The sequence below is a fragment of the Nonomuraea sp. NPDC000554 genome (assembly GCF_040300065.1).
GTDB lineage: Bacteria > Actinomycetota > Actinomycetes > Streptosporangiales > Streptosporangiaceae > Nonomuraea.
This window is the reverse complement of sequence record NZ_JBEPDC010000008.1, coordinates 158,622-174,148: the sequence shown is the minus strand read 5'-3', so window position 1 is coordinate 174,148 and position 15,527 is coordinate 158,622. Positions and strand designations below refer to the sequence as shown.

General features: G+C 68.9%; 14 protein-coding genes. 10 read left to right on the top strand and 4 right to left on the bottom strand.

Going from position 1 to position 15,527, the window contains the following annotated elements; all coding sequences use genetic code 11:
• Window positions 1-143 precede the first annotated feature (143 nt).
• The 5 genes from ABT294_RS17975 to ABT294_RS17955 all read left to right on the top strand — a co-directional run bounded on the left by ABT294_RS17975 (window position 144) and on the right by ABT294_RS17955 (window position 3,760).
• Window positions 144-1,325 carry a sensor histidine kinase gene (locus tag ABT294_RS17975; protein WP_350806906.1) on the top strand — a complete coding sequence of 394 codons (1,182 nt, stop codon included), beginning with the start codon at window positions 144-146 and terminating at the stop codon, window positions 1,323-1,325.
• Window positions 1,322-1,978: a response regulator gene (locus tag ABT294_RS17970; RefSeq protein WP_350806904.1), complete on the top strand. Its 657-nt coding sequence runs from the start codon at window positions 1,322-1,324 to the stop codon at window positions 1,976-1,978. The genes ABT294_RS17975 and ABT294_RS17970 overlap by 4 nt, the downstream gene beginning before the upstream one ends.
• A 142-nt stretch (window positions 1,979-2,120) precedes the next feature.
• Window positions 2,121-2,645, top strand: a complete 525-nt coding sequence (locus tag ABT294_RS17965; protein ID WP_350806902.1) for an RNA polymerase sigma factor — start codon at window positions 2,121-2,123, stop codon at window positions 2,643-2,645.
• Window positions 2,642-3,139 (top strand): hypothetical protein, encoded by a 498-nt coding sequence (locus ABT294_RS17960; protein ID WP_350806900.1) that lies wholly within the window; start codon window positions 2,642-2,644, stop codon window positions 3,137-3,139. The genes ABT294_RS17965 and ABT294_RS17960 overlap by 4 nt, the downstream gene beginning before the upstream one ends.
• 72 nt (window positions 3,140-3,211) lie before the next feature.
• Window positions 3,212-3,760, top strand: a complete 549-nt coding sequence (locus ABT294_RS17955; protein ID WP_350806898.1) for a hypothetical protein — start codon at window positions 3,212-3,214, stop codon at window positions 3,758-3,760.
• A gap of 106 nt (window positions 3,761-3,866) precedes the next feature.
• Here the strand turns inward: ABT294_RS17955 and ABT294_RS17950 are convergent, their stop codons facing one another.
• Window positions 3,867-4,445, bottom strand: coding sequence for a CGNR zinc finger domain-containing protein (locus tag ABT294_RS17950; protein WP_350806896.1), 579 nt, complete (start codon window positions 4,443-4,445; stop codon window positions 3,867-3,869).
• A 67-nt stretch (window positions 4,446-4,512) separates the two neighbouring features.
• Here ABT294_RS17950 and ABT294_RS17945 point away from each other — a divergent pair, with 67 nt between their 5' ends.
• Window positions 4,513-5,451: an NAD(P)-dependent oxidoreductase gene (locus tag ABT294_RS17945; RefSeq protein WP_350806895.1), complete on the top strand. Its 939-nt coding sequence runs from the start codon at window positions 4,513-4,515 to the stop codon at window positions 5,449-5,451.
• Window positions 5,452-5,775: 324 nt separating this feature from the next.
• Here the strand turns inward: ABT294_RS17945 and ABT294_RS17940 are convergent, their stop codons facing one another.
• The 3 genes from ABT294_RS17940 to ABT294_RS17930 all read right to left on the bottom strand — a co-directional run bounded on the left by ABT294_RS17940 (window position 5,776) and on the right by ABT294_RS17930 (window position 11,319).
• Complete coding sequence (locus tag ABT294_RS17940; protein WP_350806893.1) at window positions 5,776-9,042, bottom strand: NPCBM/NEW2 domain-containing protein; 3,267 nt, start codon at window positions 9,040-9,042, stop codon at window positions 5,776-5,778.
• Between the two features lie 1,411 nt (window positions 9,043-10,453).
• Window positions 10,454-10,777: an integrase core domain-containing protein gene (locus tag ABT294_RS17935; protein ID WP_350806892.1), complete on the bottom strand. Its 324-nt coding sequence runs from the start codon at window positions 10,775-10,777 to the stop codon at window positions 10,454-10,456.
• Window positions 10,778-10,806: 29 nt separating this feature from the next.
• Window positions 10,807-11,319, bottom strand: coding sequence for a Rossmann-fold NAD(P)-binding domain-containing protein (locus ABT294_RS17930; protein ID WP_350806891.1), 513 nt, complete (start codon window positions 11,317-11,319; stop codon window positions 10,807-10,809).
• Window positions 11,320-11,483: 164 nt separating this feature from the next.
• On the opposite strand from ABT294_RS17930, the gene ABT294_RS17925 reads away from it, so the two are divergent.
• From ABT294_RS17925 to ABT294_RS17910, 4 genes are all read left to right on the top strand, one after another.
• Window positions 11,484-12,779, top strand: a complete 1,296-nt coding sequence (locus ABT294_RS17925; protein WP_350806888.1) for an ABC transporter substrate-binding protein — start codon at window positions 11,484-11,486, stop codon at window positions 12,777-12,779.
• Window positions 12,772-13,656 (top strand): carbohydrate ABC transporter permease, encoded by an 885-nt coding sequence (locus tag ABT294_RS17920; protein WP_350806886.1) that lies wholly within the window; start codon window positions 12,772-12,774, stop codon window positions 13,654-13,656. Before ABT294_RS17925 ends, ABT294_RS17920 begins: the two co-directional genes overlap by 8 nt.
• Window positions 13,657-13,658: 2 nt before the next feature.
• Window positions 13,659-14,474, top strand: coding sequence for a carbohydrate ABC transporter permease (locus tag ABT294_RS17915; RefSeq protein WP_350806885.1), 816 nt, complete (start codon window positions 13,659-13,661; stop codon window positions 14,472-14,474).
• A gap of 99 nt (window positions 14,475-14,573) precedes the next feature.
• Complete coding sequence (locus tag ABT294_RS17910) at window positions 14,574-15,524, top strand: Lrp/AsnC family transcriptional regulator (RefSeq protein ID WP_350806882.1); 951 nt, start codon at window positions 14,574-14,576, stop codon at window positions 15,522-15,524.
• The last annotated feature ends 3 nt before the right edge of the window (window positions 15,525-15,527 follow it).

Sequence of the window (15,527 nt, the reverse complement as noted above, 5' to 3'; positions counted from 1 at the left end):
AGTGAACGAGCGTCATCATGCGCGGCCGCCGTGACCCGGCACATCGTGGGAACGCACCGACGCGGGTCGCTCCTTCGGTCGCTCCGAAATACACCTTTTGAACGATGCTGGCGGAAGAAACCCGACATTACACTTAGTGAGCGATGAACACTCCGTTCCCGCCTGCGCTCAGACTGCTCAGATGGGTGATCCACGGCACGTTCGCGATCCTGCTGGCCATCGCGATCGCCGGCGTGCTGCGGGAGGGCAGGGCGGGCGCCGCCTGGGGCGGCCTCCTGCTGGGGCTGCTGTATGGGCTCGGGCTGACGGTCGAGGCCAGGCTCCCCCACTTCGGCGGCCGGCTCCACCTGGCGTTGGGGCGGGTCTGGCTACTGGTGGTCACAGCCGGCTGGGCCGTGCTCGCGCTGAGCTCTCCGCGCTTCGTGTGGCTGGCCTTCCCGCTGTTCTTCGCCTGTCTGCACCTGCTGCCGCTCGCCGTGGCCCTTCCTGCGGTGACGCTGCTCACCGCGGGGGCCGTCGCAGCCGACGCCTGGCACTCGGGAAGCCTGAGCGCGGCGCAGGTGGTGGGGCCGATGATCGGCGCGATCGTGGCCACGCTGATGGCGCTGGTCTACAAGGCCCTGCACGCCGAGAGCGAGCAGCGCCGCGAGCTGATCGAGGACCTGGTACGCACCCAGGACATGCTCCTGCGCGCGGAGAGCGAGTCGGCACGCCTGGCCGAGCGAGAGCGGCTGGCCAGAGAGATCCACGACACCCTGGCCCAGGGCATGTCGAGCATCATCCTGCTGCTGCGCGCCGTACGCGCGAACCTGAGCGACCACCCTGAGCGCGCCACCCGGCACATCGCGGAAGCGGAGCAGACCGCGCGCGAGAACCTGGAGGAGGCGCGGCACTTCGTCCGCGGCCTGGCTCCTCCCGCGCTCCAGCAGTCCTCGCTGGGCGCCGCGTTGCGCAGGATCGGCGACACCGCCACCGCGGGCTCGGACACGGGGGTGCGCTTCGAGATCTCCGGAACCCCTGTACCACTGCCGCCCGAGCACGAACTGGCGCTTCTGCGCATCGCCCAGGGCGCGCTGGGCAACGTCACCCGGCACTCGCAGGCCAGGCACGCGGGCGTGACCCTCACCTATCTGGACGACGTGGTGGTCCTGGACGTCTACGACGACGGCCGCGGGTTCCGGCCGGACCAGGCCGTGGGGTACGGCCTGCGCGCCATGCGAGAACGTGTGACGGCGCTCGGCGGCTCCCTGGCCGTCGAGTCCGCGCCGGGCGAGGGCACCGCCGTCGCCGCCACCTTGCCGCTGCCTGTCAGGGAAGCCCCATGATCCGTATCGTGCTCGTGGACGACCACCCCGTCGTCCGTTCCGGACTGCGGGCGATGCTCGCGGGAGAGCCCGGCTTCGAGCTGGTCGGAGAGGCCGCCACCGGCGAGGACGGCGTCGAGGCGGCTGGGCGGCTGCGCCCCGACGTGGTGCTGATGGACCTGCAACTGGGCAGCGGCATCCACGGCAGCGAGGCGACCAGGCGGATCGTCGAACTCGGCGGCCCCAAGGTGCTGGTGCTCACCACGTTCGACACCGACGCCGACATCGTCACCGCGATCGAGGCCGGTGCGACCGGCTACCTCCTCAAGGACGCTCCCTCGGAAGAGCTGCACGCCGCGATCCGGTCGGCGGCCGGCGGGGCCAGCGCGCTGGCTCCAAGCGTCGCCTTCCGCCTGCTCGGCCGGGTCCGTGACCGCACGGCCGTGCTCAGCCCGCGGGAGCTGGAAGTCCTCAGCCTGGTCGCGGCCGGGCTGTCCAACCGCGAGATCAGCAAGCGGATGTTCCTCAGCGAGACGACGGTCAAGACCCACCTCGTGCACATCTACGCCAAGCTCGGCGTCGACTCACGCACCGCCGCCGTCGCCGCGGCCACCCAGCGGGGGCTCATCCGCCTCGACGAAAGCCGGCTGGGCGACGCCCGCAACCGCCGTTGAGATCGGGGACGCCACGATCGGCACCGGCGCCTGCCGCCGGGCGTCATGGGTTCCTGAAACCTGATGCGCGTCCGATGATGATGCGGAGGCGGTGAACCTGATCGGCTTCTCGTCCGACTGTGCAGGGTGACGGGAGGATGAGATGACCGATGAGCTGCTGGTGCTGCGCGCCCAGCTGGGCGAGCGGGCGGCGGTGGCCGAGCTGGTGGCCCGCTGGCGGGTGCCGGTGTGGACGTACGTGCGTCGCATGCTGGACGCCGAACGGGCCGACGACGTGACCCAGGAGATCTGGCTGGCCGTGGTCCGCGGCCTGCCCCGGCTGCGGGAGCCCGCCCGGTTCGCGCCCTGGCTGTTCACGATCGCCCGCCGATCGGTGACCGACCGCCTGCGCAGCGAGTACGCGTGGGAGAGGGAGGAGCTCGCGGCGGGCGGCGTGGCCGCCGATGACCCGGCCGAGGCCACGGTGGACCGTGCCGAGCTGGTGAGTGCCCTGTCGGGCTTGCCGCTGCCGGAGCGGGAGATCCTCGTCCTGTTCTACCTGGAAGACCTGTCGGTGGAGGACTGCGCGCAGATCTGCCGGATTCCCGCCGGCACGGTCAAGTCCCGGCTCAACCGCGCCCGCCGGCTGCTGCGTGAGCACCTGGAGGAGAAGGGATACCGGCCATGACCGAGGAAGAGCCGCGCCTGTCGGCCCGCGAGATGATCGAGCGGCTGGAACCGTCGCTGTCCTTGAGCAGGCGCGTCCGGGCGGTGGCGGCGCTGGTGGCCGGGCTGGCCGGCACGGTGTTCGTGGCCGCGCTGTGGTGGAGCGAGCCTGGTCCGCTGCCTGGCCGCACCCACCTGGCGTTCGGGCTGCTCACCGTCTTCTGCCTGGCCTGGGCCGGCTACGGCGGCTGGCTGCTGACGCGCAGGGTGCCGCTGTTCGCCACCGACCGGGTGATCGCCGCCTGGATCGCCGTGACCGCCTCCGTCGCCACGACCGCGACCCTGGGCGCCGTCTCCGTCCAGCGCGGCACCGGCCTGGGCGTGCCCCTGGCGGTCGGCGGTCTGTTCGTCGCGGCCGCGCTGGCGCTGGCCGTCCGCGCCCATGCCCGCCAGGCCGCGCTGCTGCGCCGCCTGCGCGAGCTGACCGGCGACGACGAGGCAGGGCCGGGACGTTAGCGGCTGACGGCGAGCGGCGCTGGACGTGCCGCGCTCGGGTGCGGGCAGCTCGTCGCGGCCAAGGCCCTGGGGATGACGCTGTGGGAGGACTACCACGAGTACGACGGACCGGGCTGGTATCGCGACCTCACCAGCGCCATCTGGTATCCCGCGGCCGCGGTGGTGATCGCCGCGGCGGTCGCGGGCGCGCTCCCCGGCGGGCGCGGCCGCTTCCTGGCTCTCCCCCTCGCCGCCTGGCTCGGCTGCGCGGTGACGGCCGGGCCGCTGCAGTACGTCCAGGCGCTCGGCGCGCCCCCCGCGACCGTCGCCCTCCTCGCCTCCCTCGCCGGCGGCGGCATCGGCGCCGCCGCGGCCGCCGCCGGACTCCGGCACGCGGGGACGCGGCTCGGGCTGGTCTCGTGCGTCCTGGCCGTCACGGTCGGTTCGGTGGTGGACACCTGGTTCAAGGTCCCCGTGTTGTGGGATGTGATCGTCCCCGTGGTCCTGGTCTCCGTGGTGGCCACGCGTGCTACGCACCGGGACGGCGGCGCGGGATCCGGAGTCGTCGCGGGCATGGCGGGGCCGCTGCTGCTCTGGTGCGTCTACCTGCGTGTCGTCGCGCCGGCGTCCGTCATGAGGTGACGCGGTCGAGCCCTGATCGACTCCGGCGTGAAGTCGCGTCGGCATGCGGCGCCGAAGACGGATCACCTGGGCAGTCCTGAGCCTCGCGCGCTCCGCCTGCTTGAGATCATCCGACGGTTGCGGCGCGGGCGCCCATGGCGGCTTTCTTGGCCTTGTTGCCGCAGGTGTTCATCGAGCACCAGCGGCGGTTCCGGCCGCGGCTGGTGTCGACGTAGAGTCCACGGCAGTCGGGGTTGTCGCAGGTCTTGACGCGGTCGCGGTCGGCCCCGCCGAGGGTCTCGATCGCCTCGGAGGCGATCACGCCGAGCGCGTCCCGGATCGGGTGCGGGCCGGTGGTGGCCCAGTGCGCTCCGTCGTGATGGAGCTGACGGCGCGCCTGGCCGGAACGTGCGATCCGGTTGATCAGCTCGAGGTCTTCGGCCGCGATCCGTTCGCGGCGGGCGACGGCGGCGCCGGCACGGTGGACGGCTTCGCGCAGCCGCCGCGCGAGGTCGAGATCCCGGGGCGTCGCCTCGGTCTCGGAGCAGTCGAGCCCGTTCAGGCGCAGCCACTCGGCCAGCCGCGCCGGGCCGGTCAGGCGTTCGTACGACACGCCGTAGCGGTCGCTCAGGGTGGCGGTGAACCGGAAGGCGAGGTACTCGTTGTCGAGGCGGAACAACTCGCCGGGGCCGCGCACGGCTGTCATGCTCACCCCCTCCTCTCAGGCGAACCAGTTTAGCCGGTTCGCCTCAGGTAGGTCACGCATGCCATAGTTGAACCATCTTAGATGGTTCACGAGGAAGGAGTACGAGATGAGCGGCATCGCCGTCGTCGGCCTGGGGTCGATAGGAGCACCCATCGCCCGGAACCTGCTGAGTGCCGGGTATGAGGTCGCGGTGTGGAACCGCAGCCAGGCGCCGGTCCAGGCGTTGGTGGACGCGGGCGCGCGGGCCGTCGCCGCTCCGGCCGAGGCACTGCGGGCCGACATCGTGCTGTCGGTCCTGGCGAACGACGACGCCGTCACCGAGGTGTTCCTGCGCGACGAGGTGCTGGCCGCAGCACGCCCGGGGACGATCCACATCAACATGGCCACCGTCAGCCCCACCCTGACGCGCACGGCTGCCGAGGCGCACGCGCGACACGGCGTCGGATACGTCGCTGCTCCGGTGTTCGGCGCTGTCCCGGTCGCCGAGGCCGGCAAGCTGAACATCCTGGCCGCCGGGCCGGCGGAGCTGATCGAAGCGGCCCAACCGGTCTTCGACGTCATCGGCGCCCGCACCTGGCGTCTGGGAGACGACCCGGTCCGGTCCATCATCGTCAAGATCGCCGGCAATCTGCTCATCGCCTCGGCGATCCAGACCCTGTCGGAGGCGATCAGCCTGACCGAGCGCGCCGGCCTCGACGCGGCCGACGTCGCCGAGGTGCTGACCTCCACGATCGTGCCGGGGCCGGTGTACTCCGGATATGCCGACCGGATCGTCCGGGACGCGTACGAGCCGGCCGGCTTCTCCACCGTCCTCGGCCTCAAGGACGTCAACCTCGCCCGTGCCGCCGCCGCCGACACCGGGCTCGACCTGCCCATCGGCAACCTGCTGCGGACTCTGCTGCAGGACAACGTCGACGCGGGTCTCGGCCGGCACGACTGGGCCGCGCTCGCCGCCACCCAGCGCCGCCGCGACCTCCCGCCGTCAGCGACCGGCCAGGGGGCCTGAACGCTCGCGAGTCTCCCGAAGATCCGCTACCGCCCGGCACGGAGGGTCGGCGCGCCGGGCAGACGCGGCGGGGACCGACGCCGCCGTGGCGGCGCGGACCGACGCCGCCGTGGCGGCGCCCGGTCGGGGATTCAGCGGGTCAGCCGATGGCCCTGTCTCTCTTTCGGCTCTGCCTCAGATGACCGTACAGTCCCCTGCGCCGGCGGCCAGGATGAGGTGCGCGGACCTGGCTCACCGGCCCCGCGGGGGCTCGAATACTCGGTCACCGCGCCTGCGAGCCGGCGAGCCGCCCTGGAGGGCTCCTCACCGGCTTCGGCGTCGGTGTTACGGCACCAGTCTTGCCCCGCCCCAGTCGGCGTGGTCGCTGTTGATGCCGTCGCCCGCGTCCGTCACCTTCAGCACCAGCGAGGTCACGCCGGCGACGCTGACGTCGATGGACTGGGTCGCGCTCGACGGCGTCATCGCCGCCGGACTCTCGTACAGCTTGACGCCGTCGCCCCAGACCTCGAACTTGATCGTCGCATTCGCGCCGACCTCGTCATCGACGCCGACATCCGACTGGAACCTCGAGTACCCACCGTTCAAGGTGTAGGTGATGGTGCTGTTGGCGTGCGTGCCGATGCCCTTGGCGTACGTGGTCCCGTTCAGGGTGAGGGGGCTCCCGTAAACGCTGGAGTCCTTGTGAATGGTGCCCCACCCGATCGTGGGCGTACCGGTCCAGTTCAGATCGCTGAGGAACGCCGCACCACCGCTGGAGGTGGTGACAGTGACCGCGTTGCTCGCACCCGACACGTTTCCTGCCGCGTCCTTCGCCTTCACCGTGAACGTGTACGACGTCGAGGCCGACAGCCCCGTCGCCGTGAAGCTCGCGTCCTTCGACGAACCGGCCGGTGTCGTCCCCCGGTAGACGTCGTAACTGGTCACCCCGACGTTGTCGGTCGACGCCGTCCAGTTCAGGGCCACACTGTTCGACGTGACGTTGCTCGACTTGAGGTTGGTCGGCGCCGTCGGCGCTTGGGTGTCCCCGATGAGCTTGGCATTCGCCCAGTCGGCGTGGTCGCTGTTGATGCCGTCGCCCGCGTCCGTCACCTTCAGCACCAGCGAGGTCACGCCGGCGATGCTGACGTCGATGGACTGGGTCGCGCTCGACGGCGTCATCGCCGCCGGACTCTCGTACAGCTTGACGCCGTCGCCCCAGACCTCGAACTTGATCGTCGCATTCGAGCTGACCTCGTCATCGACGCCGACATCCGACTGAAACCTCGAGTACCCGCCGTTCAAGGTGTAGGTGATGGTGCTGTTGGCGTGCGTGCCGATGCCCTTGGCGTACGTGGTCCCGGCCAGCTTGATGGGGTTCGACCCGACGCTCCTGTCCTTCTGAACGGTGCCGAAGCCGCTCGTGGCATCGGCCCACGTGAGATCGCTCAGCGCGGCCGTCTGTCCGTTTCCGCTGGTGGCGGTGGTGACCTTGACCGCGTTGCTGGCCCCGGAGACGTTCTCGGCAGCGTCCCTCGCCTTCACCGTGAACGTGTACGGCGTCGAGGCCGAAAGGTCGGTCGCCGTGAAGCTCGTGCCCGTCGACGAACCGACCAGCGTGGTACCGCGGTAGATGCTGTAGCCGGTCACGCCGACGTTGTCGGTCGACGCCGTCCAGTTCAGCGCCACGCTGTTCGACGTCACCTTGCTCGATGCGAGGTTGGTCGGCGCGGTGGGGGCCGTGGTGTCGCCCCCTGCGGCTCCGGCGGTCGCGGTCACGGACGCACCGCTGGCCACCGGCACGGTCACGTACGACACCGTCCGGCCGTACAGCGACTTGGTCTGCGGCGTCTGCGCGGTGCCGTTCACGTTGATCGTGGCGAGGGTTCCGTAGAACTGGGCTTCCCAGTTGATGGTGCCGCCGGAGTTGTTGGTCAGCGTGGACGTCGTCGTACCGGTGTGCTTGAGCTTCAGGTCGTTGCCGCCGACCTTGAGGTGGTTGAGTTCCACCCAGGGCACCTCGGACGTCAACCGCGGGATGGTGGCCACCTTGTTGTTCGGGGCATCCGGTTGCACGCCCATCATGCCGTCGATGGTGCTGCTGACCGCCATGAACGAGATCTCTGGGTAACCGTTCTTACCGGTCATGAGCTTCTTGAGCCACGACCAGCCCTCTTCAGACCGGTTGTACTGGTAGTACATCTCCGGCAGATAGGAGGTCGCCTCGACGTTCAAGTCGTCATCGTTGGCGGCGATGAAATCCAGGTAACCGCTGGTCCTGGCGCCGTGATCGCCCAGCCCTGTCAGCATCATCAGGAAGCTGGCCTCGTGCCCCCAGCTGCTGTAGCCCGTGCCGCCGGCGTCCTTGCCGCGGATGTACCGGTTGTTCGACGCGTCCCACCAGTTCTTCTCGAAGTAGTCACGCATCCGCTGAGCGCGATCGGCCCACTTCGTGCTGTTGGCGTTGTCGCCCTTCGCCTTCAGGATCGCCGCATACGCCAGCATCGACTGGTATTGGTACCCGAGCGCATCGGCGGCGGAGACGAGATTCTCATTCGGAAACTCGAAGTATGTCGCCGTGTATTCCCCGGTCTGCTTCTTCGCCACCGGCTGCTCGCTGGACGGGTTCGCGTCGTTCCACGTCACCTCGTGGTTGGTCAGGAACGAACCCATGGTCGAGTCGTAGTACGCCGAAAGGGTCGGGTCGTTGATCCAGTTCGAGTTGCCCGTCCACAGGTACTGTTTGTACGCCTTGGCCATCACGTTGAACGGCGACGGTAATTCCCGGAAGCCCGTGCCGTCGACGTAGTACATGCTCCCGTAGGAGCTGTGCGCCCACAACGGCCAACCGTTCTGGCCCGGATCGTCGGCATCGCCGGCGAACGTCTTCAGCATGTTGAATGTCTGGGCGTCCAGGCCGAGCGCGTGCGCGCCATCCGACTGATGGGCGATGTCCCGGTTGTAGAAGGCCTCCCGATTGACGTAGGAACCCCAGTAGCCGGGCACCATCGTGGTGTGCGTGGAATCCTTGAGGCGCCACCACTCCGGTTCGTGGCCCATCATCGGGTTCCCCGGGTAGAACGTCATGCCCAAGGCCCGATTCTTGCCCCAGTTGAAACCGTCGTTCAGCGTCGCGTTCGGTGAATCGATGGTCAGCGCGCTGGTCGGTGGCCCCGTGTACGGCTGGATCGTGATTTTGTCGACGCGCGGAGTCTCGCTGGCGGACGCGGCCGTCAGCTTGATGGTGTCACCGGTGTTGAGCGTGACCTTGCTCGAGGTATGGGTGTCGATGTTCACCGGATCGGTGTAGTCGCCGCCGTTCCGCTGCGACGTTGCCCACGAATCCACGGTGGCGGAGTTCACGGAAATCGTATACGTCACTCCGCTTGCGGTCTTGCCGTTGTAGCGCGTGATGAGGTCGTAGGTTCCGGCGGTGCCGGTGAAGGTCTTGGTAGCGGTGCTCGTCTGCCCTGACACGCCCTGGATGTAGGTGACGGTCTCGATTGTCGCGCCGTTAGAGGTGTGGTTGACGGTGGCCGTCGTGAAGTTGGCCAGCGTCATGCTCTCGGCTTCGATGACGTACGGCTCCGCCGCCTCGGCAGGTACGCCGGGCAAGACAAGTACGGTGAGAGTCGATGCTAATAAGGCAAGCAGTGCACAAGTAAATCGACGCATATGCGATCGATTCCTTTCAATAAATTCGGAGTTTCGAGACCTTCGCCCGCCATCTGGTTTGCTGTGAAACGTGCCGGGCAGAGCGGTGCCGGCAGCCGTTGGCGGTCCGGACGACCTGCGTTTGCATGCCGCCGGTCACCTTGCCGAGGAATTCGGCCACCCCGGGCAGCGCAGGGCGGCTCCAGGGCTCTGCCATCGGCGAGTGCGGGTGGACCGCCCGTGATTGCGTCGATGCCGAAGTGCGGCCGGGGTACCTCCGGCCGTGCGAGGTCACCTGAGTGGTGTGCTGTCGCTCAGGTCTGCTTGCCGACGCTGCTTCGCGACCGGCAGGGGCGGGGAGATCGAGGCGACGGGCCGCCCGGTTGCGAGGCGATGGTGCGGACCGTCGATGCGGTGCCGGAGTGTCGTCCTTTCGGCTGTTCGTCGCCGGCCCCGAGTCGCTAGCCGGAATTGAGGGAGTTCCGCGTGGTGCCGCACGAGGCCATCGCGGCGATGGTGACACAGGGGTGCGTGGGCGAGGGGGTGAGGGCGAGCCGCCACCGGACGTGCTGGGTGGGCACGGTGACGTCCTTTCATCGGTACGCCGAACGTTGGAAGAAGTTGATCTGTGTTGCCTATTGAGCACTTCACAAAGATCGATGTCAACAGTTGTTTAGTTTGACGATGCTAGCTACGCTCCTGGCCCAGCTATGCCCGAACCAGGTGCCGGCTGGGCGCTGCCGTCCACGCGCGCCGGGATCCGATGACATCGGCCGGGCGGACCCACACGTTGACACGTCGGCGGCTCGACGTCCCGATGCGGCCGGACGACACCTGCTCCAGCAAGGCGACTGAGGCGGGGCGGCTACGCCCTGGAACGGCCCGACAATCCACTCTGACCGATCGAGCGAAAACTTTCATTGAATACTTGCAATCCCGGGTGTAGCGTCCTGGCAAACGCCACCCCCGCGGAAGCCGCGCCATGGATCGACGCCGACTTGTCCGGCTCAGCGCCCTGACCACAGATGACGCCCCGCCGAGAGGTCAAAGCAGCAGCAACCGGGTGTGCGTGACTTTGAGAGCTGGTTCGGAACGACGACGGCCGGATCCACCGACAGGGCCGTCCTGTCGTCCCGCGTCTTCTGGAGTGGCCCTGCGCGCGGAAGCGGGTCCCGCTCGAAAACACGGTTTCGTGCTGTGGGCTGAGGTCTGCCGCGCGATCAGCGTGGCGGCTGCGACCATCGCGAGGTGTTGTCGTCGCTGGTCTGACCGGTTGGTGGGGTACCTGTTCGGTGTCAATCCCCTGAAAGCGTGCAGACGGCCACTGCCACAGCGGTCCTCAGCAGGGACGCTGAGGCTGTCCTGTTGTCGATCACGTGATGGGCGGCAGCCCGTCGCCGGCGCTGTGCCGCCGGGTGGTGTCGTAGAAGTCGGCGATCCAGGTAGCGATCTTCAGGCGGGCTTCGGCTTTGGTGCGGAAGCGGTGGCGGTGGACGTACTCGACGGTGCTGTTCAACGCTTCGGCTGCTGCGTCGTCCAGCGCGCAACCGGCCCGGCCCATCGACCGCGCCACACCCGGACACCCGCACAGGTCCTGGTAGCGGGCCGCGGTGTCGAACGCCACGAAGGCCTCGGCGGGCGAGAACGTCCGCCCGGTGTCGGTGACGCTCGACGGAACGAAGATGAGGGACTGCAACCTGCCGGGGATGATCCGGCGCTGCGCGATCAGCCGGGGTCGCCTGCTTCCTGGAGCATCCGGGCCTCCCACGCCCGCAGCGCGCCGGGCAGGTCGTCAGGGCGCCGTCGCAGCATGGTGCCCAGCAGTTCACCTCCGGCCAAGCTCTCCAGCAGGGGCCCTGCGGGCTGCGGGCCGAAGGCGGCGCGGATCGACTCGATCGGCGGGCGGGCGAACTCGGCGTCGATGTCGCCGGTGCGGTAGGAGAACAGCAGGCTCGGCGGGTGGTTGCGGAAGGGGAAGGTCCATGCCGAGCGTCCCGGCTCGGCCAGGATCAGGCCCTCGTGCAGGCCGAAGCCCTCGATCGGCTCGTCCAGCAGGGTGACGGCGATCATGTAGTTCAGCGGGTGCAGGTACTCCTGCGGGCCGAAGGACAGACTGCGTACGGTGGAGCGCAGCCCGTCGGCGCCCACCACCAGATCGAAGCGCTCGGTGACGACGGTGCCTGAGGCGGTGTCGTGCAGCGTGGCCTCGGCGACCGTGTCGTCCTGCGTGCTCCGCATGCTCGACCTGTCGATCGGAAACCGGGTGACGCGGCTGCTCTCGTCAACCCCGAACTGATCGCTTTCCTGGGTACCGACCAGCCGAGCAGCCACATCCTGGCGTGAAACGCCCACCACGAGACCCGATAAAGACTCAGGTGGGCGGTAAGGAGAAGGGCATGCGGATGACGGCACCAGTTCGGTGGCTCGTGACCGTGGGCACCGCGATCACGCTGACTGCCTGCGCGGGCACCGGCGGCTCCAACGGCGGCACGGCGAGACAGGTCACGGCCTCGACCACCGTCCCCAGCGAACCGGTCACCCTGACCCTCGCCTACACCGACGACCCGCCCACCAAGGCGCTCATCGACGGCTTCATGAGACGGCACCCGAACGTCACGATCAAACCCCAGCGGACCCCCTTCAACGACTACGTGAAGTCGATCAAGCTGGCGATGTCGTCAGACCAGCCACCGGACATCGCCCAGTACAACCCCGGCGCGATGAACGCCCTCGTCCCGGCCGGACTCATCCTCGACCTGGGCCCCTGGGCCAGGGCCTACGGCTGGAACAGCCGCTTCCCGCCCGCCAGCCTCGAAGTCCTCAGCTCCGACAAAACAGCCAAACGGTTCGGCACCGGCGCCCTCTACGCCGCACCCGGGGCACTGTCCGTCCTCGGCGTCTTCTACAACAAGAAGATCGTGAAACAGGTGCCCAGAACACTGGCCGAGTTCGAGGCCACGATGCAGAAGGCGAAGGACGCCGGGCAGACCCCGCTGAGCGTCGGCGCCCTCCAGGTCGGCGGGTTCCAGATCTGGAACGCGCTGCTCAACGTCCTCGGCGACGTCAACGCCTACCGCTCCTGGGTGTACGGCCAGCCAGGGGCCACCATCGAAACCCCGAGCGCGCAGAAGGCCGCCCAGACACTGACCGACTGGGTACACAAGGGATACATCCCCGCCTCGGCGAACGCCACGGCCGACAGCGACGCGCAGGCCGGCTTCGCCCAGGGCAGGAGCGCCTTCCTCGTGACCGGCAACTGGGCCGCCGCCGCGCTGCAGAAGGCGATGGGCGACGACGTCGGCTTCTTCCTGCTGCCCTCCACCACCGGGCGGCCGAAGAACGTCGCCTCCGGGGCGAGCGTCGCCTACGCCATCTCGTCGAAGACCAAGCACCCCAACGTCGCGGCCGCGTTCCTCGACTACCTCAGCTCCCCCGAGGCGGCGAAGATCCAGTTCGAGGCCGGGTTCATGCCGGTCGACGCCAAAGCCGAACTGGGCGGCGACGCCCTCCCCCATGAGATCGCGGCCGCCTTCACGCCGGTCGCACAGCACAACGGAATCGTCCCGTTCCCCGACTTCGCGTCACCCGGCATGATCGACAAGCTCACCCCGGGCGTCCAGGGCCTCATCAGCGGCAAGACGAGCACCGACGACTTCCTGCGCTCCCTGCAGTCGGCATGGGACCAGCACCATGGCTGATAACCCGAGCAGCGGGCGGGGACGGCGCCTACGCGGCTGGCTGTACGTGCTGCCCGCACTCGCCGTCTACCTCGGCTTCGCCCTCTGGCCCGCGCTGAACACGCTGCGCCTGTCGTTCCTCAACTGGGACGGCATCCTGCCCGCGACCTGGGCCGGCCTCGGCAACTACACCAAGATCTTTCAGGACCCGGCGCTCTACGAAGCGATCCTGCACAGCCTCGTACTGATCGTCTTCTTCTCCTTCATCCCCATCGCCGCAGGGCTGCTCATGACAGCCCTGCTCATGGGCAAGGTACGCGGCGGCATGACGTTCTTCCGGATCGTCTTCTTCCTCCCCCAAGTGCTGCCGCTGGTCGCCGTCGGCATCACCTGGCGCTGGCTCTACAGCGAGTCCGGCGTGGTCAACCAGCTGCTCGACGTCGTCGGGCTCGGCACGCTCACCCGCGCCTGGCTGGGCGACTACGGCCTGGCGCTCATCGCGCTCGGACTCATCGGCACCTGGATCATGAGCGGGCTCTGCATGATGCTCTTCCTCGCCGGCGCACAGAAGATCGACCCGTCGCTCTACGAGGCGGCCACCCTCGACGGCGCCGGATCGTACCGGCAGTTCCGCCACGTCACCCTGCCCGGCGTCCGCAAAGAGATCACGATCGCCGGCGTGATCACCACGATCGCCGCGCTGGCCAGCTTCGACCTCGTCTTCGTCACCACGAACGGCGGCCCCGCCGGGCAGACCAACGTACCGGCTCTGCTCGTCTACCGGCTGGCGTTCAACGAGGGCGACATTGGCGGCGCCAGCGCCCTGGCCGTCGTGCTGACCGTGCTCGTGGTCGCCGTCGTCAGCACCATCCGATACGTCACGAGAGACAGGGGGTGAGCATGCGCGGCGGTGTCGGCGTCCGGTACGCGATCCTCATCGTGCTGGCGGTCATGGTGCTGCTGCCGTTCGCCGGCATCATCCTGGCCGCCCTGCACTCCCCCGGCGCCCAGATCAGCGGGCTGAGCATCCCCGAGCGCTGGTCGTGGGAGAACTTCACGCTCGCCTGGGAACGGGGCAACTTCAGCCACCTCATGCTCTCCAGCGTCCTGATCGCGGTCTGCGTGGTGCCGCTCGCGCTCGTCCTCGCCACGCTCGCCGCGTACGGGCTGACCATTCTCAAGGTCTGGGGCAACAGGACGCTGTCGGCCGGGTTCGTCCTGGGGCTCACGCTGCCGGTCGAGCTGGTGGTGGTGGCGCTCTACTTCAACCTGCGCGAAGTCGGGCTCACCAACTCCTACCTCGGCATCGTCCTGGCCGAGGCGGCGCTGTTCATGCCGTTCGGGGTGTACTGGATGCAAGCCCACTTCTCCGGCGTCCCGAGCACGCTGGTGGAGGCGGCCCGCATCGACGGCGCGCGTGACCTCGTCGTCCTGGTGCGGGTGCTGCTGCCGATCTCCTGGCCGGCGATCACCACCCTGTCGGTGCTGTACTTCATGTGGTCGTGGAACCAGTTCCTGCTGGTGTTGGTCATGATGCAGGACCCGGACCGGCGGACCGCGCCCGCCGGCCTCGGCCTCTTCGTCGGCCAGTACGCCACGGACATCCCGCTCCTGGCGGCGGCCAGTCTGATCGTCATCGCCCCGATCGTCCTGGTCTACCTGACGTTCCAGCGCAGCTTCGTCAACGGCATCACCCGGGGCGCCATCAAGGGCTAGGAAACGCTTGGCTACTCGGTGAGCACCTGCGTGCCGAGCACGGTGAGCAGCGCGAGCCGCCCCTGATCGCGGATACCGTCATTCCACTACGCTCACTGGATGGATTCCGTCGACCGTGGACTGGTTCATGCGCTGCACCTCGACGGACGGGCGGCCTTCCGGGACATCGCCGCGGTGCTGGGCGTGTCGGAGAACACGGTGGCACGGCGCTACCGCAAGCTGCGCGGGCAGGGCCTGCTGCGGGTGGTGGGCACGGTCTACGGCGCCCCGCTCGGGTACGTGGCCTGGACGATCCGGCTGCGCTGCACCCCCGACGCCGCCGCGCCGGTGGCCCGCGCGCTGGCCGACCGGGAGGACACCTCGTTCGTGTACCTGCTGTCCGGCGGAACCGAGGTGTCCTGCAGCGTCCAGGCCCGCAGCGCCCAGGACCAGGACGCCCTGCTGCTGCACAAGCTGCCTCGCACCAGCCGGGTGATCGCGGTCTCCGCGCACCTGTTGTTGCGCGGCTTCCAGCTGCCCACCGGGTGGAAGGGGCTGGAGTGGCTGCCTGCCGAGCAGGCGGCGCGGCTGACGCCGGAACCGGTGCAGCCTCCGGATGGGCCGGTCGAACTGGACGAAGGCGACAAGGCGCTGCTGCACGCGCTGAACCGCGACGGCCGGGCCTCCTACGCCGAGTTGACCTCGGTCACCGGCTGGTCGGAGTCCACGGTGAAGCGCCGCCTGGCCACGTTGCGCCGCGCCGGCATCCTCCGTTTCCAGCTGGACCTGGCGCCGGCCACGATCGGCTTCCCCGTCGAAGCCCGGTTGTGGATCAACGCGCAGCCCGCCCGTGTCGTCCAGATCGCCGAGGCCCTGGCCCAGCAGCCCGAGGCGTCCTTCGCCGCGCTCACGACAGGGCCGACCAACCTGCTGGTGGCACTCGCCTGCCGTGACACCGCTGAGCTCGGACGGTTCCTGACCGAGCGGATCGCCTCGCTGGAGGGGATCAACGAGATGGAGACCGCCCCGATCATCCGTACCGTGAAACGCGCGGGCGCGCTTCTGCTGTAACGG

Coding starts and splice junctions, on each gene's coding strand:
- ABT294_RS17975 (WP_350806906.1), top strand. CDS start 144: ATGAACACTCCGTTCCCGCCTGCGCTCAGACTGCTCAGATGGGTGATC.
- ABT294_RS17970 (WP_350806904.1), top strand. CDS start 1,322: ATGATCCGTATCGTGCTCGTGGACGACCACCCCGTCGTCCGTTCCGGA.
- ABT294_RS17965 (WP_350806902.1), top strand. CDS start 2,121: ATGACCGATGAGCTGCTGGTGCTGCGCGCCCAGCTGGGCGAGCGGGCG.
- ABT294_RS17960 (WP_350806900.1), top strand. CDS start 2,642: ATGACCGAGGAAGAGCCGCGCCTGTCGGCCCGCGAGATGATCGAGCGG.
- ABT294_RS17955 (WP_350806898.1), top strand. CDS start 3,212: ATGACGCTGTGGGAGGACTACCACGAGTACGACGGACCGGGCTGGTAT.
- ABT294_RS17950 (WP_350806896.1), bottom strand. CDS start 4,445: ATGACAGCCGTGCGCGGCCCCGGCGAGTTGTTCCGCCTCGACAACGAG.
- ABT294_RS17930 (WP_350806891.1), bottom strand. CDS start 11,319: ATGCGGAGCACGCAGGACGACACGGTCGCCGAGGCCACGCTGCACGAC.
- ABT294_RS17925 (WP_350806888.1), top strand. CDS start 11,484: ATGACGGCACCAGTTCGGTGGCTCGTGACCGTGGGCACCGCGATCACG.
- ABT294_RS17920 (WP_350806886.1), top strand. CDS start 12,772: ATGGCTGATAACCCGAGCAGCGGGCGGGGACGGCGCCTACGCGGCTGG.
- ABT294_RS17915 (WP_350806885.1), top strand. CDS start 13,659: ATGCGCGGCGGTGTCGGCGTCCGGTACGCGATCCTCATCGTGCTGGCG.
- ABT294_RS17910 (WP_350806882.1), top strand. CDS start 14,574: ATGGATTCCGTCGACCGTGGACTGGTTCATGCGCTGCACCTCGACGGA.